The sequence below is a fragment of the Maribacter aquivivus genome, from assembly GCF_900142175.1.
Lineage (GTDB): Bacteria > Bacteroidota > Bacteroidia > Flavobacteriales > Flavobacteriaceae > Maribacter > Maribacter aquivivus.
Window position 1 is genome coordinate 78,835 of sequence record NZ_FQZX01000005.1, and the last position, 25,407, is coordinate 104,241.

27 protein-coding genes are annotated in these 25,407 nt (G+C 33.3%); 11 read left to right on the top strand and 16 right to left on the bottom strand.

The genetic code is table 11. The annotated features are described in order from the left end of the window. Positions 1–762 carry a peroxide stress protein YaaA gene (gene yaaA, locus BUC31_RS19175; RefSeq protein ID WP_073247298.1) on the top strand — a complete coding sequence of 254 codons (762 nt, stop codon included), beginning with the start codon at positions 1–3 and terminating at the stop codon, positions 760–762. A gap of 45 nt (positions 763–807) precedes the next feature. Further along, the gene (locus tag BUC31_RS19180; protein WP_073247300.1) at positions 808–1,173 is read left to right on the top strand and encodes a hypothetical protein; all 366 of its coding nucleotides are present in this window, start codon (positions 808–810) and stop codon (positions 1,171–1,173) included. A gap of 2 nt (positions 1,174–1,175) precedes the next feature. On the opposite strand, the gene BUC31_RS19185 is transcribed toward BUC31_RS19180, so the two are convergent. Beyond that, on the bottom strand, positions 1,176–1,304 hold the full coding sequence (locus BUC31_RS19185) for a 30S ribosomal protein THX (RefSeq protein WP_073247302.1): 129 nt from the start codon (positions 1,302–1,304) through the stop codon (positions 1,176–1,178). A gap of 83 nt (positions 1,305–1,387) precedes the next feature. Between BUC31_RS19185 and BUC31_RS19190 the strand changes: the two genes are divergently transcribed. Beyond that, positions 1,388–2,056, top strand: coding sequence for a uracil-DNA glycosylase family protein (locus tag BUC31_RS19190; protein WP_073247304.1), 669 nt, complete (start codon positions 1,388–1,390; stop codon positions 2,054–2,056). Between the two features lie 297 nt (positions 2,057–2,353). Beyond that, positions 2,354–4,900, top strand: coding sequence for a phosphoenolpyruvate carboxylase (locus BUC31_RS19195; RefSeq protein ID WP_073247306.1), 2,547 nt, complete (start codon positions 2,354–2,356; stop codon positions 4,898–4,900). A 72-nt stretch (positions 4,901–4,972) separates the two neighbouring features. Here BUC31_RS19195 and BUC31_RS19200 read toward each other — a convergent pair whose 3' ends face one another. From BUC31_RS19200 to BUC31_RS19270, 15 genes are all read right to left on the bottom strand, one after another. Next, positions 4,973–7,057 carry a hypothetical protein gene (locus tag BUC31_RS19200; RefSeq protein WP_244534079.1) on the bottom strand — a complete coding sequence of 695 codons (2,085 nt, stop codon included), beginning with the start codon at positions 7,055–7,057 and terminating at the stop codon, positions 4,973–4,975. Between the two features lie 188 nt (positions 7,058–7,245). Continuing rightward, a complete protein-coding gene (locus BUC31_RS19205) occupies positions 7,246–7,686 on the bottom strand; it encodes a hypothetical protein (protein ID WP_073247307.1) in 441 nt (146 codons plus the stop codon). A gap of 103 nt (positions 7,687–7,789) precedes the next feature. Then, complete coding sequence (locus BUC31_RS19210) at positions 7,790–9,283, bottom strand: M20/M25/M40 family metallo-hydrolase (RefSeq protein WP_073247309.1); 1,494 nt, start codon at positions 9,281–9,283, stop codon at positions 7,790–7,792. 298 nt (positions 9,284–9,581) lie between these two features. Further along, a complete protein-coding gene (locus BUC31_RS19215) occupies positions 9,582–9,812 on the bottom strand; it encodes a hypothetical protein (protein WP_073247311.1) in 231 nt (76 codons plus the stop codon). A gap of 1 nt (position 9,813) precedes the next feature. Continuing rightward, positions 9,814–10,578: a tryptophan synthase subunit alpha gene (trpA, locus tag BUC31_RS19220; protein ID WP_073247313.1), complete on the bottom strand. Its 765-nt coding sequence runs from the start codon at positions 10,576–10,578 to the stop codon at positions 9,814–9,816. A 7-nt stretch (positions 10,579–10,585) separates the two neighbouring features. Beyond that, the gene (gene trpB / locus BUC31_RS19225; RefSeq protein WP_073247315.1) at positions 10,586–11,770 is read right to left on the bottom strand and encodes a tryptophan synthase subunit beta; all 1,185 of its coding nucleotides are present in this window, start codon (positions 11,768–11,770) and stop codon (positions 10,586–10,588) included. Next, the gene (locus BUC31_RS19230) at positions 11,767–12,393 is read right to left on the bottom strand and encodes a phosphoribosylanthranilate isomerase (protein ID WP_073247317.1); all 627 of its coding nucleotides are present in this window, start codon (positions 12,391–12,393) and stop codon (positions 11,767–11,769) included. The genes trpB and BUC31_RS19230 overlap by 4 nt, the downstream gene beginning before the upstream one ends. Beyond that, positions 12,393–13,178 carry an indole-3-glycerol phosphate synthase TrpC gene (gene trpC, locus BUC31_RS19235; protein ID WP_073247318.1) on the bottom strand — a complete coding sequence of 262 codons (786 nt, stop codon included), beginning with the start codon at positions 13,176–13,178 and terminating at the stop codon, positions 12,393–12,395. The genes BUC31_RS19230 and trpC overlap by 1 nt, the downstream gene beginning before the upstream one ends. Before the next feature lie 5 nt (positions 13,179–13,183). After that, the gene (locus BUC31_RS19240; RefSeq protein WP_073247320.1) at positions 13,184–13,546 is read right to left on the bottom strand and encodes a hypothetical protein; all 363 of its coding nucleotides are present in this window, start codon (positions 13,544–13,546) and stop codon (positions 13,184–13,186) included. A gap of 16 nt (positions 13,547–13,562) precedes the next feature. After that, positions 13,563–14,555 carry an anthranilate phosphoribosyltransferase gene (trpD, locus tag BUC31_RS19245; protein WP_073247322.1) on the bottom strand — a complete coding sequence of 331 codons (993 nt, stop codon included), beginning with the start codon at positions 14,553–14,555 and terminating at the stop codon, positions 13,563–13,565. Between the two features lie 52 nt (positions 14,556–14,607). Continuing rightward, positions 14,608–15,171 carry an anthranilate synthase component II gene (locus BUC31_RS19250; protein WP_073247324.1) on the bottom strand — a complete coding sequence of 188 codons (564 nt, stop codon included), beginning with the start codon at positions 15,169–15,171 and terminating at the stop codon, positions 14,608–14,610. A gap of 1 nt (position 15,172) precedes the next feature. Then, the gene (locus tag BUC31_RS19255; RefSeq protein WP_073247326.1) at positions 15,173–16,570 is read right to left on the bottom strand and encodes an anthranilate synthase component I family protein; all 1,398 of its coding nucleotides are present in this window, start codon (positions 16,568–16,570) and stop codon (positions 15,173–15,175) included. Positions 16,571–16,822: 252 nt separating this feature from the next. Beyond that, entirely contained in the window at positions 16,823–17,404 is a 582-nt protein-coding gene (locus BUC31_RS19260) for a YceI family protein (protein ID WP_170861985.1), read from the bottom strand. A gap of 29 nt (positions 17,405–17,433) precedes the next feature. Then, the gene (locus BUC31_RS19265) at positions 17,434–18,066 is read right to left on the bottom strand and encodes an NAD(P)H-dependent oxidoreductase (RefSeq protein ID WP_073247330.1); all 633 of its coding nucleotides are present in this window, start codon (positions 18,064–18,066) and stop codon (positions 17,434–17,436) included. Positions 18,067–18,077: 11 nt separating this feature from the next. Beyond that, positions 18,078–18,524 (bottom strand): MarR family winged helix-turn-helix transcriptional regulator, encoded by a 447-nt coding sequence (locus tag BUC31_RS19270; RefSeq protein WP_073247332.1) that lies wholly within the window; start codon positions 18,522–18,524, stop codon positions 18,078–18,080. Between the two features lie 140 nt (positions 18,525–18,664). On the opposite strand from BUC31_RS19270, the gene BUC31_RS19275 reads away from it, so the two are divergent. The 7 genes from BUC31_RS19275 to BUC31_RS19305 all read left to right on the top strand — a co-directional run bounded on the left by BUC31_RS19275 (position 18,665) and on the right by BUC31_RS19305 (position 25,393). Then, on the top strand, positions 18,665–18,973 hold the full coding sequence (locus tag BUC31_RS19275; protein ID WP_073247335.1) for a rhodanese-like domain-containing protein: 309 nt from the start codon (positions 18,665–18,667) through the stop codon (positions 18,971–18,973). 56 nt (positions 18,974–19,029) lie between these two features. Next, a complete protein-coding gene (locus BUC31_RS19280; RefSeq protein ID WP_073247337.1) occupies positions 19,030–20,307 on the top strand; it encodes a DUF2851 family protein in 1,278 nt (425 codons plus the stop codon). 11 nt (positions 20,308–20,318) lie between these two features. After that, positions 20,319–20,546 (top strand): PspC domain-containing protein, encoded by a 228-nt coding sequence (locus tag BUC31_RS19285; protein WP_073247339.1) that lies wholly within the window; start codon positions 20,319–20,321, stop codon positions 20,544–20,546. A 3-nt stretch (positions 20,547–20,549) separates the two neighbouring features. After that, positions 20,550–21,557 carry a potassium channel family protein gene (locus BUC31_RS19290; protein ID WP_073247340.1) on the top strand — a complete coding sequence of 336 codons (1,008 nt, stop codon included), beginning with the start codon at positions 20,550–20,552 and terminating at the stop codon, positions 21,555–21,557. An 89-nt stretch (positions 21,558–21,646) separates the two neighbouring features. Further along, complete coding sequence (locus tag BUC31_RS19295) at positions 21,647–23,335, top strand: alanine/glycine:cation symporter family protein (RefSeq protein WP_073247342.1); 1,689 nt, start codon at positions 21,647–21,649, stop codon at positions 23,333–23,335. Between the two features lie 271 nt (positions 23,336–23,606). Then, the gene (locus BUC31_RS19300; protein WP_244534080.1) at positions 23,607–24,212 is read left to right on the top strand and encodes a ComEA family DNA-binding protein; all 606 of its coding nucleotides are present in this window, start codon (positions 23,607–23,609) and stop codon (positions 24,210–24,212) included. A gap of 11 nt (positions 24,213–24,223) precedes the next feature. Next, entirely contained in the window at positions 24,224–25,393 is a 1,170-nt protein-coding gene (locus BUC31_RS19305; protein ID WP_073247344.1) for an acyl-CoA dehydrogenase family protein, read from the top strand. The last annotated feature ends 14 nt before the right edge of the window (positions 25,394–25,407 follow it).

Consider the following 25,407-nt stretch of genomic DNA (forward strand, 5'->3'; position numbering starts at 1 on the left):
ATGAAAATTGTTATTTCTCCGGCTAAGTCATTGAATTACGAAAATGAGCTTCCGATGGCAAAATTTACTTCTCCAGAATTTATAGAAGATGCTGAAAAGCTGAATAAAATTCTGAAGAAAAAGAAGCCAGCAGCACTTTCAGAATTGATGTCTATTTCAGACAATTTAGCGCAGTTGAACTGGCAGCGTAATCAAGATTTTACAACACCGTTTACACCAGAGAATTCTAGGCCTGCAATTTATGCCTTTAGTGGTGATGTATATACGGGCTTAGATGCATATACCTTGTCTGAAGAAAAAATGGATAAGCTACAACAGACCCTAAGAATTTTATCTGGGCAATATGGTATTCTAAAACCCCTAGATTTAATGCAGCCTTATCGTTTAGAAATGGGTACTTCGTTAAAAATTGGTAGAAATAAAAACTTATATGAGTATTGGGGCAGTAAGCTAACGGATCATTTAAATGATGAAATGAGTGAGGGTGAGTTACTTGTTAATTTGGCAAGTAATGAATATTATAGTGCGCTACAACCAAAGAATATTAAAGCAGAAATTATCACTCCTATTTTTAAAGATTGGAAAAATGATAAATTGAAGATTATTAGCTTCTTTGCGAAGAAAGCCAGAGGTGCTATGGTGAGATATATTTTAGACTCAGAGGCAAAAACACTTACAGATATAAAAGGCTTTAATCTAGACGATTATGAATTTAGTCAAGAGCATACCTTAAAAGAAAATCAACCCGTATTCATCAGATAAAATATAATCTGCTCTTTTTCGTTCTTAGCTATATAAAATACGTCTATGAAAAGGGTTCTATTACTTTCTATAATTTGTGTTGTTGTACTGTTATCGTGTACAGATAGAGATGACGAGTTTAACTTAGTTAATATTCGTATTCTAAATAGTACAGAACTTTTGTTTACAGAAGTTCGTGTAGCAGATAAAGATACTGTTTATGAAAATGTAGAAGCTGGTAAGTTTTCTGAGTATATGGAATTTGAAACTGGTTATGCCAATACTACAATATCAATTCTAACAGATTCAACTAGTTTGAATTATACCCCTACAGAAGTATCTTCAGATTCATTGCCATTAGGTTTTTACACCTACGAGATTACTTTAGACGAAGAAAATCAAGTAGGGTTAACCCTAAGAATAGATGATTAAGATTATTTCTTTTTGCTAATTTTTATTTTTTCTTCTATAGTAGGTCTCTTTTTAATTTTACGTGGTCGTCTTGCTCCGTAAGAATTATTAGATATTTTTCCTTTTTTCGATTTCTTATCTCCTTTGCCCATATCTCGTTTTATTAGGTTTCTTTTAAAGTTAGTAATTTAGAAATCATTAGAGCATATAATATGCTCAAGAGAATAAAACTATAATGCAATACGTATTTAAGCATACACACCCTTACGAACCCTTTATTGACACTACTACTGAAAAACTAATAGTTGGTACTTTACCACCACCACGTTTTACAACAGGCGAGTTGAAGGAGGGCGATGTTAATTTTTGTTATGGTAGTAGAGATGGGCAATTGTGGCCAATTTTAGAAAAGATTTTTAATTTAAATCTTAAGTATGAAACAACAGCAAATGCAATAGAGCAGCGCAAAGTTTTTTTAAAATCTAGAGGTATAGGTGTTTGTGATATTGTAGCTTCAGCAGAACGCCAGAAAATAGATGCATCTGATATTGGAATGCAGAATGTAGTTTTAAGAAATGTATTATGTTACTTAGAAAAATATCCTAATGTAAATACACTACTTTTTACAGGAGGAAACAGCAAAAATGGTCCTGAATACTTTTTTAGAAAACATTTAAAAGAATACCAAGTATCATTACAACAGATTTCTAATGAAGTACCACGAATACATGAGTTTGTGCATCCAATTACAAAAACAATAATTAGAACAGTTTCTTTAATTGCACCTTCTGGAGCGGCAAATAGGGCGGTAGGTAGTCTTGAAAGTTATAAGAGAATTAAGAAAGAAAATCCTTCGTTTAATACGTTAGATTATAGAGTACTGCAGTATAAAGATTATTTCTAACCCGAAAAGATATTTTCAAAGCTTTTTGAAACTAAAAAGAGTCTTGCTTTTAAAACAAGACTCTTTTACGAGAACACTATATGAAAATGAAAATTTTTATTACTTATTTACACTGTAAAGATAGATAGCATATCACGTATTATGGAATATTTGTTGTCAATATGCATTATTTTGTGGTATACTTCTATGATTATGATATTTCACAAAAATCATTATCCAAATTCTCTAGGATTAGCGATATTTATATTCGAATTTTAGCAAGTTTGCCATAACGGTATGGCCCAAAGTTTTTAATATATGCAACAACAAGAAAGGTTGGCAGAATTTAAGAAATCTGTCCAAAATAAATTTAATGTCTATAACAGTCTGTTTTTAAATCTACCCTATAAGAATATTGAGAATGTGGGTATGTTGATTCCGTTATTGCTGAATCAATCTGAAAAGGGATTAAGTGATGGTCTTAATCCGAAAGAAATTCTAGAAAACTTTTTTGAGAACTTTGTAGAAATAAAATCAGAAAAAGAACAGATAGATTTTATGTTCCGTATAATTCAATACGTAGAACGTCAGGTAGTACTTTATGATAGTGTAGAAGATGCAGCATTCCCGAAGTTGCAAAAACATTCTAGTTCATTATCATTGAAAGATTATTTTCAGTTAGTTGAGAAAAATAATTCTTGGGATACTATTTGGGATAAGCTGAGTAATTTCAGTGCTAGAATAGTGCTAACAGCACACCCTACACAGTTTTACACACCTGCGGTTTTAGATATAATCACCAATCTTAGAACATTGATCTTAGAAGATAAAATAGATGAGATTGATGTTGGATTGCAACAGTTAGGACTTACCTCTTTAATAAACGCTAAGAAGCCTACACCTTTAGATGAAGCTAAAAACATTATTTATACATTAAGACATGTATACTATGACGCTATTGGTGAAATGTATGCATATATAAAAGGTAGTGTAGGATCAAAGGCATTTGAAAATCATGATATAGTAAAATTAGGTTTTTGGCCTGGTGGTGACCGTGATGGTAATCCGTTCGTAACGGCAGATATTACTAGAGATGTAATGAACGAACTTCGTTTAACTTTAATGAAGTGTTATTATAATGACTTAAAAGGGTTGGTTCATAAACTTACCTTCAAAGATGTACAAGAACCATTACAAAAGCTAAGATCTAATCTTTATACCGCTATGTTCGATAGTTCTAAAGATATTGGTTATGAAGATTTAATTATACCGTTAGAAGAAATTAGATTAATACTGATAGAAAAATATCAAAGCCTTTATTTAAAAGATTTAGAGCTTTTAATTGATAAAGTAAAAATCTTTAAAGTTCACTTTGCAACAATCGATATTCGTCAAGACCATAGTATGCATACTAAGGTGATAGTTGAGGTTTTGAAAAAGAATGGATTGATCAAAGAAGACCTTAGTGAATTATCTGAAGAAAAATTGATTGATATTCTTTTACATGAGAATTTGAATTTAGTTGCAGATGACTATGAAGAAGATATTGTAAAAGATACTGTTAAGAACATACTTCAACTACAGACCATACAAGATAAGAATGGTGAGGAAGGTTGTAATAGATACATCATTAGTAATTCTGAAGATGTCTTCTCTATTCTTTTCGTCTATGCATTGTTTAGATGGTGCGGTTGGGCAGGTAAGGATATTACTTTTGATATTGTACCATTATTTGAAACCATGAATGGTATGGATAATGCGCAGGCTACCATGCAATTTTTATTTAATTTACCAGAATATAAAGCACACATCAAGAATAGAAATGATAAGCAAACTATAATGCTTGGTTTTTCTGATGGTACAAAAGATGGTGGTTACTTAAAAGCGAACTGGTCTATTTTGAAAACTAAAGAAGAACTTTCAGAAGTTTGCGACGAACATGGCATAGCGGCTATTTTCTTTGATGGTAGAGGAGGACCACCAGCAAGAGGTGGTGGTAAAACACATCGTTTTTATGCAGCACAGACAAATAAAGTTGCGAATAACGAAATTCAACTTACCATTCAAGGACAAACCATTACTAGTACGTATGGTACAAAAGAACAGTTCATTTATAATAGTGAGCAGTTATTGACAGCAGGTTTGTCAAATACAATACTTGAAAAAGAAATTGTTATATCAGATTCAGATAGAGAACTGATAGAAGAATTATCTGAAATGAGTTTTAAAAAGTATGATGACTTAAAGCATCATGATAAGTTTATGCCATATTTAGAAAATATGAGTACGCTTAAGTATTATACAAAAGCTAATATTGGAAGTAGGCCAGGTAAAAGAGGAAATAAGGCTAAGTTGGAGTTGTCAGATTTACGTGCAATTTCTTTTGTAGGTTCATGGAGTCAATTAAAGCAAAACGTACCAGGATATTACGGTATTGGTACAGCTTTAAAAAACTTAGAAGATAGTGGAAGATTTGCAGAAGCTCAGAAGCTTTACAATGAGGTGCCATTCTTTCAAGCTTTAATGATGAATAGTATGATGAGTCTTTCTAAATGTTATTTTGAATTGACTAGTTATATGAAAGAGAATAAAGAATATGGTGCTTTTTGGGAGATTTTATTGGCAGAGTACCAGCTTTCTAAAGCAATGTTATTGAAATTATCTGGAATGGAAATTTTAATGCAAAAAGAAGCAATCTCAAGAGAGTCTATTAAGATTAGAGAGAATATTGTTTTACCGTTATTGGTTATACAACAATATGCACTTCAAAGAATAGGCGAGGGTACGGAGTATAAAGAGTTATATGAGAAAATTGTAACTCGTTCTCTATATGGTAATATTAATGCTAGTAGAAACTCGGCTTAATATTTTATAGTAAAATCAAAAAAGGCTCTGTAAGTTTAATTACAGAGCCTTTTTTATTGAATTCGTTTAGGTTTAATGCACTTTACGAACCACTTTTATATTGTTTGAAATATCAAAACAACCATTGAATTCATCAAATGTCCAGCCAGGTTCCATACCTGTTAATCCATCTTCATATCTAATATAGTAGATAAAACAAGTGCCTTCACCTGCGGCATTGAAATCAACCGATTTTAAATCTGCTAGCGTTGGTGGTAATCCAAGGATTTTACCAGATTCATCTGTTATGATCCAAGAACTATTTGCTCCAGAAGCATTTTCATTACTTAGAGAAATACCAGTTACAAAATCAGCGGTTTCATCAACAATAAATTCAAACGGACCTCCTGTAATTGTACCAGCTTCAGGTTTTGTTCTTACCACTGTCAATGGGTTAGATAGCGCAAAATTACCTGTAATGTTATTTGCATTCATATCTACTTCAAGACCTGTAATTTCACCTTCGTAACGGGCGTACCATATAAGACAAGTTCCAGCACCTGCTCCATCAAAGTTTACACCTTCTACAGCTTCAAGTGTTGGTGGTAGACCTAATATTTTTCCTTGGTCATCGGTAATGACCCAAGTGTTTTGGGTACCTGATGCGTTGGAGTTGTCTAGTGTAATACCATACACATTATCAACTTCACCGTCAACACAAAAGCTAAACGGACCTCCTTCTAAAGTACCTGCATTTACACCTTGGACTCTCTGAACTTCAATAGAGTTCGAAAGGTCAAAACATCCTTTTAAGTCTGCGGCATTATTGCCCATGGCAGCACCTTCTAAACCATCTTCATATCTTAAATACCAAATTAAACAAGTACCAACACCCGCAGCATCAAAGTTTACACCTTTAACAGCATCAATAGTTGGTGGAAGACCAAGAATATTCAATTCTTCATCTGTAATAACCCATGTGCTATTTGTTCCTGAAGCTTCAGAGGCATCTAGCATAATATTGGTTACATAATCAGCTTCACCATCTACATAGAATTTATATGGTCCACCAGTTAAAACTCCGGCTTCTGTTTTACTTCTAACCACTTCAATTGAATTAGATAAATTAAAATTACCCTGTAGGTCATTTGCATTCATATCAACAGCTAGTCCGTTCAATTCACCTTCATAGCGTAAATACCATATTAAGCAAGTGCCAGCTCCTGCTCCATCAAAATTCACCCCTTCTACTGCTTCCAATGTTGGTGGAAGACCTAAAATGTTACCTTGTTCATCCGTAATCACCCAGCTACTATTGCTGCCATTAGCTTCGGTGCTATCTAGTGTAATACCATACACATTATCAACTTCACCGTCAACACAAAAGTTAAATGGTCCGCCAGAAATAGTTCCTGCGTTTGCAGCATCTAAACGAGTAACTTGAATAGAATTAGACAAACTAAAACAGCCTTTAAGTTCTCCTGCATTCATACCTGCTTCAGCGCCAATTAACTCATCTTCATATCGTAAATACCAGATAAGACAAACACCCGCACCTGCCATGTCAAAATCAACTTCTTTTACAGCATCTAATGTAGGAGGTAATCCAAGAATATTTAGTTCATCATCGGTAATTACAAATGTACTATTGCTACCAATTGCATTTTCACTATCTAAAGAAATATCGGTAACGAAATCTGCTTTCCCATCTACAGTAAATTCATATGGTCCACCAGATAAAACACCTGCTATGGTTTCATTCCTTTGTACCTCAATGGAGTTCGATAAATCAAAAGAACCTTCAAAACCATTAGTGTTCAGACCCATTTCAAGTCCGGTTAGTCCTTCTTCATATCTTAGGTACCAAATAAAACAAGTACCTGCACCGGCAGCGTCAAAATCAACACCCTGTACTGCTTCTAAAGTTGGAGGAATACCAAGAATATTATTTTGGTCATCAGTAATTACCCATGTGCTGCTACTACCTGTAGTGCTTTCACTGTTAAGGGTTATGCCACTTACCATATCAGGTACACCATCTACACAAAAGGTAAAAGGTCCGCCAGCAATGTCACCAGATTCTGGTATGATTACGTTGGATACGGCATTGTCGTCATCTGAGCAACTTGCAAAAATTAGCAAAAGCATTAAAATTGATAAAAAGTTGAAATTTTTCATATGTTCTGTTTTTTTGGTTACAGACAAATGAATAAAAATCATATAACAAGGTAATCACAAGAATATCAACTTATTGTGATAACTCTTGTGATAGTTTCGTGATATTTATGAAGTATTACCTATTTTGACAGGTTTCACGGTAATATGTTGATTAGTTGAGAGTTGGTTGCTTTTACTTTATTATCTATCTAAAATATGGCTAGTAGTGATTTATAACCTTGCCAGCTACAAGTGCCATCGCTAATTGTAAAAGTTTCGTAATCATTATTGATGCTATAGGTGTCTATAGTCGTGCAACCACCTAATGGAATTTCTCTGAGTTGAAGTTCAAAATGAATGAGTTCATTAACATTGGATGGAGATAGAATTTTTCTTTTATTATTTAAGCTAGCAGTTAAAATGCCTTCTTTATTTAAAACAGTAATGGTTTGGCGTTTACCATGAAAACAACCAATAGATGTAATTTGAATGGTGTAATGTTCGCCATGTTGCAATGATTCAACCATGGTCGGCAATCGCTTTGTTGTGTATGTATAGTTTTCTGTCCTTTTAAAATCTTCTTTCGAAAAACTTGTAGTTAATATAAAAATAGAAAATAGGAATAGCCAAAGGTGATTTTTAAATATCATAATAGTCTTAATTCAATTATTATGCCGATAATTTTGCAGGTTGAAGGCAGAAGAATCGGCATTTATATAAAAGACTGTAAATAATTTCTAATGTGGCAGAATATTACATTTTAGAACTTAATAACGCATAAAATGTTTCGATACCATAAGCAATCTGACCAATTTTTAAATTCTCGTTCGGGCTGTGTTGATTGTTATCTGCGTTCACCATTGGTACAATAAATGCCGGAATCTTTAATTCATTGATAAAAGGAGAAATAGGAACCGTACCACCCATTATTCTTATTTGAACGGGCTTTTCTCCGAATTTAGTTTCCATGGTTTTTACAATGCTATTACCAAACGGATTATTCAAATCTGTACGGAAGGCATCTGTAACCGAACCTTCTTTAATGGTAACTATCTTATCATATTTTAGTCTGTCTTCCATAGTAGGCTCGGTACTCATCACATGAAAGCCTTGATTTTTAATATGCTCTTTTACTAATTTTTTAAGTCTGTTACCATCAGATTCAGGCACTAGCCTTAAGTCTAATTCTGCTGTAGCTGTAGCTGGTAAAATTGTTCTAGCTTGATCACCGATCCATCCAGAACCTAATCCGCGTATATTCAAAGAAGGGTATTGCAAAGCTTCTTGATAAAAGCTTCCTACCTTTTCAGGATTAGAAATTGCTAAATTTGTATTGATCTCTTCGATATTATCAGGTACACTTTTTAATATTTCTAATGTAGCTTCATCTAAGGTTATTCCGTCATAATATCCTTTAATCAAAACTCGACCATCAGCATCTTTCATAGTTGCTAAAAGTTGCGCTAATTGAAAACCAGGGTTTGGAGCGTAGTTTCCGTAATGCCCACTGTGTTGAGGTTTTATTGGACCGTGAGTTGTAATTGATAACGTAGTAATGCCTCTACAACCATAAACAACGGTAGGTTTACCAGAAACATGTACCGGACCATCATTAATAACTAAGAAGTCAGCTTTAAGTAAATCTTTATATGTACGTACAGCTTGCGGTAAAGGCGCACTACTTTTCTCTTCTTCACTATCTAAAATGACCTTTACATTATAAGGTATTTCAATACCGTCTTTTTTAAGTGCATCAATAGCATTTAAAAACATAACAATAGGTCCTTTATCGTCAGATGTTGATCTTCCAAAAAGTCTCCAGTCATAATTAATATCATCTTCTAAATCTGAAAATGCTTCTTTTTTCCAGCCATCACCGGTTTTAGATTTCAGTACTACTTTATAAGGGTCTGGTTGATCCCATTTTTTAGCATCAACAGATTGACCATCTAAATGCATGTAAAATAAGATGGTAGGTTTATTGTCATCCATCGGTAGGGCAGCAAAGAAAAGTGGTAAACCCTCTGTTTCTAATATGGTACTATTGAAGCCTCGTTCGGTAAATTTTTTTCTAAGCCAATATAGGTTAGTATCTATATCATCTGCGTTTAAGGCATCATTTGGTATAGCAACAAATTCTCTTAATTCTACAATAGCATTGGCAACTTTAGATTTAATAAGTATAGAGTCTTGTGAGTAGCCAGAATAAAGAGATATAATTAATAGAAGTGTAAGTGATTTTTTCATGTTCGTTCTCGTAGATATATTCTTTAAATGTAAGCAAAATGCGGGGAATTGAGCTCTATTTAGATTTTGGCAGTTGTTAAGGTTTTCTTTATACAAAATTATTATACTTAAAAATTAAGTATGATTGTTGTGTGTCATTTGTGGTAGCGATACTAAGTCAGTTAGTTATATATTTTTTGAACATAGATTTTAATAAAAAAGGTTGCCAACTTTGGCAACCTTTTTATTTTTTGATGTATTGAATAATACTAAATTGTTATTTAAGATATTAAATGTCAATAGAATTGATATTGTAGATTTATTTGCTCGCTTTTACGTTTACTATTTTAATAATAATAACACGGATTAAAAGTATATAAGGAAATCCATGTAATATAACATCAAACCAATCCATGAAGACCATTCCCTTAGCGCCATCAAAAATCCATTTCAGTTTACCCCAAATATGAGGTTCAGGAAAAAACGGAGCTAAACCTAAGGTAAGGCATAGTAGAATAATTAGTTTCCAATTGTTTATGAACTCTTTCAAATTAACGTATTAGTTTGGTGAACTCAGCAGTTTTATCAGTTCCATTAGCAGTCAAATGCTTAATAAAAGCAGAGCCTATTATAGCACCTTTAGCAGTTTTCGTAGCTTGTTGAAATGTTTCTTCATCTTTAATACCGAAACCTACTATTTGTGGGTTCTTTAAATTCATTGCCGCAATACGCTCAAAATAACTTTCTTGTTCTTGACCAAAGCCCGATTTTGAACCTGTAACACTAGCTGAGCTTACCATATAGATGAATCCGTTTGAAGCATCGTCAATTTGGCGAATACGAGTATCGCTCGTTTGTGGTGTAATTAGAAAAACATTTATGAGTCCGTATTTCTTAAAAATAGCTTCATAATCTTCTTGGTAAACATCTAACGGAAGGTCTGGTAAAATGAGTCCGTCAATACCAATCTCTTGACATTTTTTACAGAATGCCTCAACACCATATTGCAACATTGGGTTAAAATATCCCATGATAATTAAAGGGATAGAAACCGTTTTACGAATATCTTTTAATTGGTTGAAAAGTATTTCGGAGGTCATTCCATTTTTCAATGCAGCTGTTGAGCTTTCTTGAATAGTAGGTCCGTCTGCTAATGGGTCACTAAATGGTAGACCTATTTCAATCATATCAACCCCATTCTTTTCCAAATCTTGAATGATTTGTACGGTATCGTTCAATGCAGGGTAACCAGCGGTGAAATATATAGAAAGAAGCTTTTTGTCTTCTTGTAATTTTGTTGTAATTCTATTGCTCATAATAAGGTTATGCTAACTTAAAGTAATCAATATAAGTGTTCAAATCTTTATCTCCACGACCAGAAAGACTGATAACGACAACGTCATCTTTTTTGAATTTTTTATGTTCAAAAATTGCAAATGCATGTCCCGTTTCAATAGCGGGTATAATACCTTCTAATTGTGATAGTTCTAAACCTGCTGCCATAGCTTCATCATCAGTAGCTGAGTAAAATTCAGCACGACCAGATTTAAATAAATGTGAGTGCATTGGCCCTACGCCAGGATAATCTAATCCGGCAGAAATAGAGTAAGGTTCGGTAATTTGACCATCTGTGGTTTGCATCAACATGGTTTTGCAACCATGAATAATACCTACTTTACCAAGAGCAGATGTTGCTGCACTTTCACCAGAATTAACACCTTTACCAGCAGCTTCAACAGCAATAATGCCAACCTCAGGTTCATCTAAGAAGTGATAATAAGTACCAGCGGCATTACTTCCACCACCAATACAAGCCACTACATAATCAGGATTTTCTCGCCCTTCATGTTCTTTCAGTTGCCATTTTATCTCTTCAGATATTATAGATTGAAAACGAGTAACCATGTCTGGGTAAGGATGCGGACCAATTGCAGAACCAATAATGTAATGTGTATCTACAGGGTTATTGATCCAATCTCTAATAGCTTCGTTGGTAGCATCTTTTAATGTTCTACTCCCAGATTTTGCAGGTCGTACTTCAGCACCGAGCATTTTCATACGGGCAACATTAGGGGCTTGACGCGCAATATCAATTTCACCCATGTAAACGATACATTCCATGCCCATTAAAGCGCAAACAGTAGCTGTAGCCACACCATGTTGACCAGCACCAGTTTCAGCAATAATTCTAGTTTTACCCAATTTTTGCGCCATAAGAATTTGACCGACTGTATTATTGATCTTGTGGGCACCAGTATGGTTAAGGTCTTCTCTTTTTAGATATATTTTACATCCGTGCTTTTCAGAAAGACGTTTAGCAAAATATAGGGGAGAAGGTCTACCAACATAGTCTTTTAAAAGCTGATTAAATTCTTTCTGAAAAGAATCTTCATACATCAGTTTTAAATAATTCTGTCGTAGCTCTTCTACATTTGGGTACAACATTTCAGGTATAAAGGCACCACCAAATTCACCGTAGTATCCTTTTTCATCAGCATTATAATTCATAGCGCTTCTTTAAACTTTTGTAATTCTTCAATATTTTTTAATCCTGGTGCTATTTCAAAGCTGCTATTTACATCAATGGCAAAGCAGTATTTAGACTCAGGTGTTTTCATAAACTCATTAATCTTATCAAGATTATTTAAACCAATACCTCCACTTAAAAAATATGGTTTGGTAGAGGGGTAATTCTTTAGAACAGACCAGTCAAATGTATACCCATTACCACCAGGTAATTTTCCTTTAGTGTCAAAAAGGTAATAGTCGCACACATTTTCATATGGTTTCAATACATCAAAGTTAAATTCCTCTTTGATTGAGAAGACTTTTATGATGTCGACTTTATGATTTTGTTTTTTTAATTCAGATGCAATTTTAGTACAGTATTCCGGGGTTTCATGACCATGTAATTGTAAGCCTTGTAACTGATGTTTGCTTACCATATCAATAACATATTCAAGCTCAGCATCAACAAAAACTCCTACTTTACTTATGGAATGCGGAAGTTCAGGGATTTCACCTTCAAAAAACCGAGAAGAAGGTTCCCAGAAAATAAAGCCTAAATAGTCTGGTCGCAATTGCGCAACTTCAGGCGTATTCAGTTTCATTCCACAAATTTTAAGTTTCATTAGTTCTTTAGGTTTTTAATGAATTCAATAGCACTTTTACCGGGGTTGTCCGTTTTCATAAAATTTTCTCCAATTAAAAAGCCTTCATAACCATATGGTTTTAATTCTTTAATAGCATCTACAGAACTAATACCACTTTCAGAAACTTTTACAAAATCATCTGGTATCAGTTTTGATAACTTTTTACTTGTTTCTAAACTAACTTCAAAAGTCTTCAGATTTCTATTGTTTACACCTAGCATATCTAAACTGGGCATTATAGATTTATGAAGTTCTTCTTCGTTATGTACCTCTAATAATACATCTAAACCTAAACTTTTAGCCAACTCAGAATACGTTTTAATTTCTTGTCTTGTAAGTATGGCAGCGATGAGTAAAATAACATCGGCACCATTTGCTTTAGCTTCAATTATTTGATATTCGCTAATGATAAATTCTTTACGTAGTAATGGAAGATTGACCGATGCGCGTGCCAATATTAAATCTTCAATAGAACCACCAAAATATTTAATGTCGGTTAAAACACTCATGCCACATACGCCGGCTTTCTCGTAACCTTTAGCAACCTGACCTACGTTTGCATTTTGGTTGATACTTTCCTTGGACGGAGACCTACGTTTAAATTCAGAAATAATTCCCGTATCACTATTTCTTAGTGCTTGAGCCAAAGAGTTTGTTTTTCTTTCAAAAAGCACAGAAGCTTCATATTGAGAAACCGAAATAATTGATTTTTTCAATTCGACCTCTTTACGTTTGTCAGCTACTATTTTATCTAGAATGTTCATGCAATTTAATTTATTAATCCTATCTCTAAGTTTTTATTGTTGATTGGTTCTTTTAATAGATTTAAAATTGGCAACCTTGATCTTTTAATTAAAACCTGTTCTGGTTTTATGAATTCTATTAAATACTCACCAGGTTCCATAATGTCTATATTAAAAATTCTAATAGATCTTTGATTAAATAGATGCCATGATTTTACTTTTATGCAAACTCTTCTAAATTTTTTTATTTCTAATGTCTTTAAGTTTTTTAACATTATTAAAAAATCACCTAATTGAACATAAAATCCTCCAATAATATCAACTTTACAATCTCCTACAGTTAATATTACTACTTCACCCTTATTATGAATATTAATTTGTTTAAGCATAAAACATGAACTCCATTTAAATACTCAACTCTTGTATTTTCTTCAATGCTACCAATCCTTTTCCACTTAACAAAGATTCTTTGGCTTTTTCAAAACCTTGAAGTGGTGTCAAATCTTCTACCGTAGCAATAGCAATACCTGCATTGGCACAAACCACATTATTCTGAGCTTCGGTACCTCTGCCTTGTAAAACATTTAAAAATATTTGGGCAGAAGTGTCAATAGAATCTCCACCAACTATTTCACTTTGCTTTATTTGTTTTACACCAAAATCTGAAGGTTTAAGCATACTCTCTGTATGGTTAGATATAGTTTTGGTATTTCCTGTCAAGGAGATTTCATCATAACCATCTAATGCATGAAGTACGGTAAAATTTTTATCGGTCTTTTGATATAAATATCCGTACATACGAGCCAGTTCTAAGTTGAAAACACCTACCATTTGGTTCTTAGGAAACGCAGGATTCACCATAGGACCAAGCATGTTGAAGAATGTTTTAACACCTAAATCTTTACGAATAGGAGCCACATTTTTCATAGCTGGGTGAAATAGGGGAGCGTGTAAAACACAAATACCAGCTTCATCTATACATTTTTCTAGGAAGCCAGCTTCGTTACTGAATTTTATCCCTAGAAATTCCATCACATTACTACTACCACATTTAGAAGAAACTCCGTAGTTACCATGTTTTGTAACTTTTACGCCCGCACCAGCGGTAACGAAAGATGCTAAAGTTGAAATATTAAATGTGTCTTTTCCATCACCACCAGTACCACAAAGATCAATAGGATTATAAGCAGATAAATCTACAGCCAAACATAAATCTAACAGTGCATCTCTAAATCCCTCTAGCTCTTCTATAGTAATACTACGCATCATATATACGGTTAAAAATGCCGCAATTTGACTTGTATTGTAATCACCTTTAGCAATATTTACCAAAATGCGTTTCGCATCTTCTTTGGAAAGTATTTCGTGATTTATAAGTTTATTTAGTGTCTCTTTCATTCTCTTAGTTGTATTAAGTGAAACCTTAATGCTTATTATATGGTAATTAAGCTTAAGCCGTCAACCAATTTTCTAACATCTTTTTTCCTTGTGGAGTAAGCACGGATTCTGGGTGAAATTGTACCGCACGAACATCATAAGTTTTATGACGAAGCGACATTATTTGTCCGTTTTCATCTAAAGAAGTAGCTTCTAATACTTCTGGCAAATCAGGATTCACCACCCAAGAATGGTACCTGCCTACTTCAATCTCTTTAGGCAGGCCTTCAAAAATAGTATCATCTTTTATAATTTGTATTTTGGTTGCAATACCATGATACACTTCGTCTAAGTTTATTAGTGAACCACCAAAAACTTCGGCAATAGCTTGTTGTCCCAAACAAACACCGAATATACTTTTGGTAGGTGCATATTTTTCGATAATCTGTTTTAATAATCCAGCTTCATCAGGAATACCAGGACCTGGAGAAAGTACAATTTTATCAAAAGCATCAACCTCTTCTAGAGTAAGTTGGTCATTACGTTTTACAATAACCTCGCAACCTAATTCCTCTAAATAATGCACTAGGTTATAAGTGAAACTATCGTAATTATCTATAACTAATATTTTCTTCATCTTATATTTCTTCAGCTATTTCTAATGCCTTGGTCAAAGCGCCTAGTTTGTTATATGTTTCTTGTAGTTCGCTTTCTGGGTTTGATGCAGCTACCAATCCGGCGCCAGCCTGATAATGTAGTTTATGATTTTTACTTAAAAAAGTTCTGATCATGATGGCATGGTTGAAGTTTCCTGAGAAATCCATGAAACCGATAGCGCCACCATAATACCCACGACTCGTTTTTTCATATTTTTCAATAAGTTGCATTGCCATATGTTTTGGCGCGCCACTTAAGGTACCAGCAGGAAAAGTGTCAGCTACCACTTTCATGGTAGGTATATCACTTTTTTTCATTCCTGTAACCTTAGAAACTAAGTGAATTACATGAGAGAAGAACTGTACTTCTCTATAGTTTTCTACCTGTACTACGCTACCATTTCTACTAAGATCGTTACGAGCAAGATCTACTAACATTACATGCTCGCTGTTTTCCTTATCGTCGGTCTTTAATTCTTTTGCAAGTTGCGCATCTTTTTCATCGTTTCCGGTTCTTTTAAAAGTGCCAGCTATAGGGTGAATTTCAGCTTTACCATCGCTCACAATCAATTGCGCTTCGGGCGAGCTGCCGAATATTTTAAAATCTCCATAATCAAAATAGAATAGATATGGTGAAGGATTAACAGAACGTAACGCTCTATAGACATTAAACTCATCACCTTTAAAACCTTGAGAAAAACGACGACTTAACACCAATTGAAAAACATCGCCACGTTGACAATGTTTTTTGGCTAAAGCTACCTGTTCTCTATATTCTTCATCTTCTAAATTAGACTCTCTATTGCCTTCTATTTTAAAATTATAGGTAGCAAAATTCCTAATACTTAACAGTTGCTCTAATTCAGGAATATTATTCTCTGTGTTATAACAATGGGCAAAAAGATAAGCTTCATTCTTATAATGGTTTATAGCAATAATGTTTTGATATACCGCGTAGTAAATATCTGGAATATGAACTGAGTCATCTTTAACCGATATATCTACATCTTCAAAATACCGAACGGCATCGTAAGCCATATAGCCGAACAGACCATTATTTATGAATTTAAAGTCGTTAGTATCTGCCTTGAACGTTTTGCTGAACGTATCAATAATATCAACAACATTGGTGCTTGCCGTAATTTGAGTCTCTTCAACGGTACCATCGGGAAACTGCTTTGTAATAATCTCATTCTCTACTTTAATAGATGCAATTGGGTTGCAGCAGATGTACGAAAAGCTATTGTTATTAGCATGATAGTCACTACTCTCTAATAAAATACTATTAGGAAAGCGATCTCTAATTTTCAAATAAACACTTACCGGCGTCATGGTATCGGCAAGAATTTTTTTATGATATGTCTTAAATTGATAGGTCATAGGTACTTTTATAAAATAAAGAAGGCTTGTCGTGATGACAAGCCTTTATATAGTTTTACTACAATGATGCTTTGCTCACGATGTTTTTCGTAAGTTGTTCCACCACCAAGTATTTGCGATTAAATTTTTCATTGAGCATCAAATATAAAGAGGAATTTTAAACTATCAAACTTTACCTAGTCAAAAATAAAAATCCCTTTGAAATTTATCAAAGGGATTTTAAATTGTTGTAATTCGATTGTTTTAAAACGATTATAGTGCTAAATCTACTACCAAATCAAAATCATCGTAGATTGCTTTATCGCCAAGGTTATCAAAAAAGCTACCTGAACCATATTTAATATCAAATTTAGTTCTATCAACTTTTACAGTAGCAGTAGCTTTATTTTCAAACATAGAAACTACTAAGGTTACTGGCTTGGTAATACCTTTAATAGTTAAATCTCCGGTAACTGTATATGAGTTATCGTTCATAGCTTTAACTGATGTAAAAACCAATTTAGAGGTTGGGTTGCTTTCAACACCAAAAAAATCTGCAGACTGTAAATGACCTTCTAATTTTTCTTTTCCTTGTCCTGCTTCTAAGTCACTAACGCTAATTGAAGTCATATCAACGACAAATTCACCGCCAGTTAATTTTTTTCCGTTCATTTCTAAATGACCAGATTTTAGGTTGATGCTACCATTGTGTTCTCCAGTAACTTTGTAACCTTTCCAGGTAACAGTGCTTTCGCTAACTTTTATTTGTTTTTTCTCTCCATCAATTGGGGTAGATGCTGTTGCGCTAAATCCAAAAACGGCTACAAATGCTAAACTTAATAATGATTTTTTCATGTTTCTAATTTTAAATGATTGTGTTTAATTTATATATGTGTAATAATTTGTTCTTTAGAATATCTGACCTTAGGGTAATTTTGGGTGTCATCTTCAGACGATCTATAGCCAACAGCTAAAACTACTGCAGCATTTAAACCTTTGTCGGTAAGACCTAAAATTTCATTGTATTGCGCTTTGTCAAAACCTTCCATTGGGCAGGTATCGATTTCCATTTCGGCGGCTATAGTCATTAAATTACCTAATACGATATAGGCTTGGTTAGATGTCCAGGTGTTCTTATGAGCATCAGGTAAATCTAATAATGTAGATTTCATAGTTTGAGAAAAACCTTCAAGGTCATCTTTTGAAACTCCACGTATAGCCATAATATTAGCTATGTAGTCGTCGATCATAGTTTCATTAAATGTTGGTTTATTAGCAAGAACTATTAAATAAGATGCATCTGTTATTTGAGGCTGGTTATAAGAAGCTTTTCTTAAATTTTTTCGTACATCTGTATCTTTAATAACATAAATTTCATATGGTTGTAAACCATAAGAAGAGGCAGTTAATCTAGCAGCTTCTAAAAGAGTTTCTAAATCTTCTTTGCTTATCTTTTTTGAGCTATCGAATTTTTTGGTGGCATAACGCCAATTCAATTTATCTACTATTGGGTTCATTTATTTTTAACTTAAAATTTATTTAATAATTCATTTAGTTCATGTAATTCTGCATCGCTAAAGTTTTTAAGTATTTTCTTCTCAGCTTCAAAAAGTATTCCATCAATTTCATTTAGAAAATTTAAGCCAGCTTCAGTGATGACAATTTCAACCTTTCTTCTGTTTTTTAAACAGATTGTTCTGTTGACGAAATTTTTTAAAATTAGTTTATCGACTAATCGTGTAGTATTGCTCATTTTGGTAACCATTCTATCATTTATAGTAGAAAGATTGGCAGGTTTACCATTTTGACCTCTTAAAATTCTTAAAACATTAAACTGTTGTATAGAAATATCATAAGGTTTAAGAACCGCAGATACTTCCTCATCTAGCTTGTTTGCAACTAATGCTACATGTATTAATGTCCGTTTTGCCAACGGCATTTTTTTATTTGTTTTAATAATCTCTTCTACATTCATGTTGATACAATAATTGTATATACAAATGTATATCTATTTTTTGTTATTTTAACCTATGAGTTGATTAAATATTTGTTAAAAACATATAAGAGAATCAAATAAATAAAAATCGATTATTTTTACAGTATATAATTTATACTATGGCAGATTTATCACAACAAGATTGGGAAGAGCAATTAGAGAAGGATCCTAATGCAGTAATTCTCGATGTAAGAACAGAAGAAGAAATAGAAGCAGGTATAATTCCGAATTCTATAAATATTGATATTTACAAAGGTCAAGAGTTTGTAGCTGAGCTAGAGAAATTAGACAAAACAAAAAACTATTATGTTTACTGTAGGTCTGGCAATAGAAGTGGACAGGCTTGCGCGATAATGAATAGCTTAGGTTTTGACAAAGCTTTTAACCTTCAAGGTGGGTTTATGAACTGGGAAGGGGAGACCGCATAATTTTATTTCTTTCAGAAAATAGACCCGCTTAACGGCGGGTTTTTTATTTTTATAAAATGAAGGAAGATTTGCTTCATTTTATATGGAAGTATAAAAAGTATCCTGTTAACGGACTCATGTCTACATCTGGTGAAGCTGTACATGTGGTTAAGGCAGGTATGCATAACCATTTAAGTGGTCCAGATTTTTTTAATGCTCAAATAGAGTTAAATGGGCAATTATGGGCAGGTAATGTAGAGATTCATATAAAATCATCAGACTGGTATGCGCATCATCACCAAGATGATACTAATTATGACAATGTAATTTTACATGTAGTTTGGGAAGACGATATTGCCGTGTACAGAAAGGACGGGAGTGAGATTCCTACTTTATCTTTAAAAGAATATATACCCTTAGTGGTGCTAAATAACTATCAAAATCTTTTTGATAGTAAGAATTATAATTTCATTAATTGTGAAAACGAATTTAATGAGGTTGATGAATTTATAAAGAATAATTGGTTGGATCGTTTGTTTGTAGAACGGTTAGAGCAGAAATCTATCTTTATTAAAGAGCTATTAGATTATACGAACAATGACTGGGAGCAAGTCTTGTTCTTAATGCTTTTAAAAACTTTTGGGTCCAAAATAAATAGAGATACATTTATTGATATCGGTAAATCAATTGATTTTTCTATAATTAGAAAATTAAATAATAAACCACTTCAAATGGAAAGCTTGTTTTTAGGACAAGCAAATTTACTTGGTTCTATTATAGAAGACGATACATATTATAACCGGTTGACAAAGGAATATCAATATTTAAAACATAAGTTCAATTTAATTGCGGCATACAAGTCTCCAGAGTTTTTTAGGTTGAGACCATCAAATTTCCCCACAATTAGATTAGCTCAATTAAGTGCTATTTATTCTAAAAACAATAATTTATTTCATTTGTTGATTGAAAATGATGCCCCTAATTTTTCTGAAGTCTTAAAATCAGGAACAAGTGATTATTGGGAAACTCATTTTAATTTTGGTAAAATATCAAAAAAGAGTAAAAAGGGAATATCAAATTCATTTTTAAACCTTTTGATGATTAATACTATAATTCCGTTGAAGTTTGCGTACAGTCGATATAAGGGTGGTTTAGAGAACGAGAAGTTTCTAAAGATGATGTCAGAAATTAAAAAAGAAGAAAACAGTATTATAGCTAACTTTGGTAAATTGGGGACATCTATTAAAAGCGCAAAAGATTCTCAAACATATCTACAGCTTTATAATAATTATTGTTCAAAAGACAAATGTTTAGATTGTGCTATAGGGGCTTCTTTAATGAATATAAAAGTCTAATTTTATACCCCATGAACGTATTTTACAAATTACTGCACTATTTTCAGAAGCGAGGGTATGAGGTTTGTGGTAGAATTGCCGAACGATTAGGTATACGTGCTAGAGTTGTAAGAACATCGTTCATTTATCTCACTTTTGTAACTGTAGGCTTCGGGTTTGCACTTTACTTGTTTTTGGCTTTCTGGCTTAGAATAAAAGATTTGATTTATACGAAACGAAATTCTGTTTTTGATTTGTAATATATGATGCAATTATTTCGGTCTAAAATTTATTTGGCATTGGCGTTAATGCTAATGGTTTTGACATTTGGTGTGCTCGGTTATAGAATTGTTGCCGATTATTCTTGGGTCGATGCTTTTTATATGACCATAATTACGGTAACTACTGTAGGTTTTTCAGAGGTTAGACCAATGGGGCCTGAAGGCAAAATATTTACAATAATTCTTATTGTTACAAGTGTGTTTATAGTTGGTTTCGCTATATCAATCGTTACCGAATACTTACTCTCTAGAAATTCAGTAGAACTGTTAAAAAAGAAAAAAATGAAGAATGCCATCGCAAATTTAAATCAGCATGTAATCGTCTGTGGCTTTGGTCGAAATGGTATGCAAGCAGCAGAGAGGCTAAAAGCATATAAAAGACCATTTGTGGTTATAGAGAAAGATAAAGAGGTAATTGAACGATATGAAGAAGATGTTTTATTTATTGAAGGTGATGCAAATGATGATGATGTATTATTGGAAGCTGGTATTGAGAGGTCCAAGTATTTAATTGCCACCTTGCCAGATGATGCTGCAAATTTATTTGTTGTTTTGTCTGCAAGGCAAATGAAAAAAAATCTTTTTATCATTAGTAGAGCGTCATTAGTCAATTCTCAGAAGAAATTAATCTTGGCAGGTGCCAATAAAGTTATCATGCCAGATAAAATTGGAGGTGATCATATGGCGTCTTTGGTAGTTATGCCAGATCTTATCACATTTATGGATAAGCTTTCGATGGAAGGCGAACATACGACCAATTTAGAAGAAGTGGCTATTGAAGATTTTGCCAATCAGATAGACTGTAATTCATTGAGGGATCTAGATTTACGAAGAAAAACTGGGTGTACCATTATAGGTTACATTTCTCCTGATGGTGAGTATACCATAAACCCTGAAGCAGATATGAAACTACAGCCAAAAAGTAAGGTTATAGTATTAGGTAGACCTGAACAAATAAAGAAATTGAATGAAATGTTCAATATTGAATAATGATCTTTCTATCGTTTATATTTGATTGCATCCATTATTTTTAGGATATTGCTAGACTAACTAACTAATTCAAAATAAATTTTAAACTTATGAAGTATAAACTTCTAACCCTGTTTACCTTTTTATTTCCCTTTTTAATTTTTTCTCAAGAAGTAGGATTAGATCAACAAATAGATCAAGCCTTTAAGCCTATTTCAGATTTCTTCTCAGCAGTTATTTTCTTTAATGTATGGCACGATCCAGATATACCATTTGTATTGGTGTTATTGGTAGGTAGTGCTTTATTTTTTACTATATATTTTGGTTTCCCTAATATTAGATTTTTTGGTAAGGCCATTAATACTGTTCGTGGTAAATATGAAGATATTGAAAAGCATGGTGCACAAAATCTTTATGGTGAAGATGGTATTGCACAAGGTCAAGATTTATCAAATGTTGATATTGAAGACCATCTTGTAAGTATGGAAAATGATCTTGCCGTTAGTGGTGATATCATTGATACAATTAGAGATGAAAGTACTGATGGTGAGGTAAGTCATTTTCAAGCCTTGGCAACTGCAGTTTCAGGTACTGTAGGTAATGGTAACATAGCAGGTGTTGCTTTAGCAATTGCACTTGGTGGTCCAGGAGCTACTTTTTGGATGATTGTTTGTGGTCTTCTTGGTATGTCAACAAAATTTGTTGAATGTACGCTAGGTGTTCAGTATAGGGATGTAGGTGAAGATGGTACTGTTTATGGCGGACCTATGTACTACATAAGTAAAGGACTAAAAGAAAGAGGTTTTAAAACCTTAGGTAAAGTTGCTGCTGTAATTTTTGCAATTTTTTGTATTGGAGGTTCTTTTGGAGGTGGTAATGCAGCTCAATCTAACCAGGCTACAATTGTTATAAAAGAGCTTTTTAACTGGCAAAGTACTGCAGCCGGTGCAATAGTAGGTCTTGTGTTGGCTATTCTTGTTGGTGTAATTATTATTGGAGGTATAAAGCGTATTGCTCAAGTAACCGAAAAAGTGGTTCCATTTATGGCTATAATGTATGTTGTTGCTTGTTTATATATTATTTTAAGTAACTATACACTAGTAGATGACGCTATAGCTTTAATTGTTGACGAAGCATTTAAGCCAACTGCAATAGGTGTAGGTAGTCTTATAGGTGTATTGTTGGTAGGTTTTAAAAGAGCAGCATTCTCAAACGAGGCTGGTGCAGGTTCTGCTTCAATAGCACACTCTGCTGTTAGAACAAAATATTCTGCTTCTGAAGGTTTAGTAGCTTTATTAGAGCCGTTTATTGATACGGTAGTTATTTGCTCAATGACGGCAATAGTAATTATTATATTTAATTTTGGAGGAGCCTTCACTTATGGTGGTGATGGTTCTGGTTCAGTTTTAATTGATGGTGTAGCTTATGAAGGTGCCGGGATTACGGCAGTGGCGTTTGCTGAATACATTCCTTACTCAAACGTATTTTTGACTATAGCAGTGGTATTATTTGCCGTATCAACGATGATCTCTTGGTCTTATTACGGATTACAGTCTTGGAAATATTTATTTGGAAGAGGTAAAACGGCTGATATCGTTTATAAGTTGTTGTTTCTTACTTTTATTGTTATTGGAGCAGCTGCAAGTATGAAATCTATCTGGGATTTCTCAGATGCTATGATATTTGCAATGGTATTCCCTAATATGGTAGGTTTGTTCTTTTTATTCCCAGTAGTGAAAAAGCAATTGACTAGATATTTAGACGCTATCAAACTAAAATATGATGCCATAGATAACTAAGTTTTAATATGACTTCATTTAAATCCCACTTCAGGTTCAATAAACAAGAACGAAGTGGGATTTTCTTTTTATTATTTTTTATAATTAGCGTTCAGTTGGGGTATTATCTGTATCAATCTATTACAGAAAATCAATCTTCACCATTGAAGCATGATGCGGTTATCCAAGCTGAAATAGATTCCTTAAAAGCTATAAGTCTAAAAAAGGATACAGTTCATATGTATCCATTTAATCCAATTTCATTACCGATTTTAAAGGCTATACACTTGGTATGTCAGTTGAGGAAATAGATAGATTACATAATTTTAGAAAGAAAGATGAATTTGTAAATTCTACAATAGAATTTCAAAATGTCACAAAAGTTTCTGATTCATTACTTAATATGATTTCTCCATACTTTAAGTTTCCAGAGTGGACTCAAAACAGAAAAAGTAAAACTTCCAATGCATTAACCTCTAGTTATAAGTCTAAGAAAGTTATTTGGAAAGATTTGAATACAGCTACGGCAGAAGATTTAAAAAAGATTAGTGGAATAGGGGAGAAGTTATCAGCTAGAATAATAAAATTTAGAGACCGCTTGGGTGGCTTTATAATTGACGACCAATTGTTTGATGTTTATGGTCTTGAGGCAGATGTTGTTGAAAGAGCTTTAAAACAGTTTAAGGTAGTTGTGAAACCAGATATTGTAAAAATAAATGTAAATACAGCAACGGCAGAAGAATTGTCTAAATTGATATATCTGCAAAAACATGTCGCTGAGAGCATAGTAAATTATCGTAATCTCAACGGAAGTATCAATTCTTTGAACGAATTAGTAAAAATTGAAGAATTTCCGGCTGAGCGTATTAATAGAATTGCTTTATATTTGTCATTATAAAAAAAAACGCTATGCAAAGTATGTACTTCACAGAAGAACATCAACTATTTAGGAACAGCCTAAAAGATTTTTTACAGAAAGAAGTAGTTCCTCATATTGATAAATGGGAAGAAACTGGAACAATAGAAAGGTTCATTTGGAAGAAATTTGGCGATATGGGCTATTTCGGTCTTTTAACTCCTGAGGAAGATGGTGGTCTTGGTCTTGATCTTTTTTATACTATTATTTTTTTAGAAGAATTACAAAAGGTTAATTCTGGTGGTTTTGCAGCTGCAATGTGGGCGCATGCATACTTGGCAATGACACATTTAAATAAAGAAGCGAATTCTTTTTTAAAGGAAAAGTACTTGCGACCAAGCGTGGATGGAGATAAAATTGGTTGTCTTTGTATATCAGAACCTTTTGGAGGTAGCGATGTTGCTGCTATGAGAACCACTGCTGTAAAGCAAGGTGATCATTATGTGTTGAATGGGTCAAAAACATTTATTACCAATGGTGTATATGCTGATTACATGATTGTGGCGGCAAAAACAAATCCAGAGTTAGGTAATAAGGGTATCAGTATTTTCGCAGTAGATAGAAATAGTGAAGGCGTGACTGCAAATAAATTGAATAAACTAGGTTGGAGAGCATCAGATACTGCCGAGTTGGCATTTGATAATGTGAAAATTCCTGCAGAGAACCTTATGGGTGATGAAAACATGGGTTTTTCATATATAATGGAGCATTTCTCATTAGAAAGATTGATAATGGGTGTTAATGCTCATGCAAGGTCAGAACATGTTTTAGATTATGCTTTAAATTATATGTCAGAAAGAGAGGCTTTTGGTAAGTCTATCAATCAATTTCAGGCGTTAAGACATAGAGTCGTAGATCTTCACGCAGATATAGATATGTGTAAAGAGTATAACTATTCTGTAGCTTATCGCTTAGATAAGGGGCAGTATGTAGTTAAAGAAGCTACAATCTCTAAATTAAAATCAACAAAGGTTGCAGACGAGGTTGCTTATGAATGTTTACAATTTTTAGGTGGTTACGGTTATATTGAAGATTACCCAATGGCACGTAACTTTAGAGATAGTAGATTAGGGCCTATTGGTGGTGGAACATCAGAAATATTAAAAGAAATAATTTCTAAAATTATTATCGATAAGAAGGAATATAAGCCGGCTACGGTATAGTTATCTTAATTAAA

What these genes read in the sequence shown, in the direction of transcription:
- yaaA (WP_073247298.1), top strand. Translation starts at nt 1, where the DNA reads ATGAAAATTGTTATTTCTCCGGCTAAGTCATTGAATTACGAAAATGAG.
- BUC31_RS19180 (WP_073247300.1), top strand. Translation starts at nt 808, where the DNA reads ATGAAAAGGGTTCTATTACTTTCTATAATTTGTGTTGTTGTACTGTTA.
- BUC31_RS19185 (WP_073247302.1), bottom strand. Translation starts at nt 1,304, where the DNA reads ATGGGCAAAGGAGATAAGAAATCGAAAAAAGGAAAAATATCTAATAAT.
- BUC31_RS19190 (WP_073247304.1), top strand. Translation starts at nt 1,388, where the DNA reads ATGCAATACGTATTTAAGCATACACACCCTTACGAACCCTTTATTGAC.
- BUC31_RS19195 (WP_073247306.1), top strand. Translation starts at nt 2,354, where the DNA reads ATGCAACAACAAGAAAGGTTGGCAGAATTTAAGAAATCTGTCCAAAAT.
- BUC31_RS19200 (WP_244534079.1), bottom strand. Translation starts at nt 7,057, where the DNA reads ATGAAAAATTTCAACTTTTTATCAATTTTAATGCTTTTGCTAATTTTT.
- BUC31_RS19205 (WP_073247307.1), bottom strand. Translation starts at nt 7,686, where the DNA reads ATGATATTTAAAAATCACCTTTGGCTATTCCTATTTTCTATTTTTATA.
- BUC31_RS19210 (WP_073247309.1), bottom strand. Translation starts at nt 9,283, where the DNA reads ATGAAAAAATCACTTACACTTCTATTAATTATATCTCTTTATTCTGGC.
- trpA (WP_073247313.1), bottom strand. Translation starts at nt 10,578, where the DNA reads ATGAGCAATAGAATTACAACAAAATTACAAGAAGACAAAAAGCTTCTT.
- trpB (WP_073247315.1), bottom strand. Translation starts at nt 11,770, where the DNA reads ATGAATTATAATGCTGATGAAAAAGGATACTACGGTGAATTTGGTGGT.
- BUC31_RS19230 (WP_073247317.1), bottom strand. Translation starts at nt 12,393, where the DNA reads ATGAAACTTAAAATTTGTGGAATGAAACTGAATACGCCTGAAGTTGCG.
- trpC (WP_073247318.1), bottom strand. Translation starts at nt 13,178, where the DNA reads ATGAACATTCTAGATAAAATAGTAGCTGACAAACGTAAAGAGGTCGAA.
- BUC31_RS19240 (WP_073247320.1), bottom strand. Translation starts at nt 13,546, where the DNA reads ATGCTTAAACAAATTAATATTCATAATAAGGGTGAAGTAGTAATATTA.
- trpD (WP_073247322.1), bottom strand. Translation starts at nt 14,555, where the DNA reads ATGAAAGAGACACTAAATAAACTTATAAATCACGAAATACTTTCCAAA.
- BUC31_RS19250 (WP_073247324.1), bottom strand. Translation starts at nt 15,171, where the DNA reads ATGAAGAAAATATTAGTTATAGATAATTACGATAGTTTCACTTATAAC.
- BUC31_RS19255 (WP_073247326.1), bottom strand. Translation starts at nt 16,570, where the DNA reads ATGACCTATCAATTTAAGACATATCATAAAAAAATTCTTGCCGATACC.
- BUC31_RS19260 (WP_170861985.1), bottom strand. Translation starts at nt 17,404, where the DNA reads ATGAAAAAATCATTATTAAGTTTAGCATTTGTAGCCGTTTTTGGATTT.
- BUC31_RS19265 (WP_073247330.1), bottom strand. Translation starts at nt 18,066, where the DNA reads ATGAACCCAATAGTAGATAAATTGAATTGGCGTTATGCCACCAAAAAA.
- BUC31_RS19270 (WP_073247332.1), bottom strand. Translation starts at nt 18,524, where the DNA reads ATGAATGTAGAAGAGATTATTAAAACAAATAAAAAAATGCCGTTGGCA.
- BUC31_RS19275 (WP_073247335.1), top strand. Translation starts at nt 18,665, where the DNA reads ATGGCAGATTTATCACAACAAGATTGGGAAGAGCAATTAGAGAAGGAT.
- BUC31_RS19280 (WP_073247337.1), top strand. Translation starts at nt 19,030, where the DNA reads ATGAAGGAAGATTTGCTTCATTTTATATGGAAGTATAAAAAGTATCCT.
- BUC31_RS19285 (WP_073247339.1), top strand. Translation starts at nt 20,319, where the DNA reads ATGAACGTATTTTACAAATTACTGCACTATTTTCAGAAGCGAGGGTAT.
- BUC31_RS19290 (WP_073247340.1), top strand. Translation starts at nt 20,550, where the DNA reads ATGATGCAATTATTTCGGTCTAAAATTTATTTGGCATTGGCGTTAATG.
- BUC31_RS19295 (WP_073247342.1), top strand. Translation starts at nt 21,647, where the DNA reads ATGAAGTATAAACTTCTAACCCTGTTTACCTTTTTATTTCCCTTTTTA.
- BUC31_RS19300 (WP_244534080.1), top strand. Translation starts at nt 23,607, where the DNA reads ATGTCAGTTGAGGAAATAGATAGATTACATAATTTTAGAAAGAAAGAT.
- BUC31_RS19305 (WP_073247344.1), top strand. Translation starts at nt 24,224, where the DNA reads ATGCAAAGTATGTACTTCACAGAAGAACATCAACTATTTAGGAACAGC.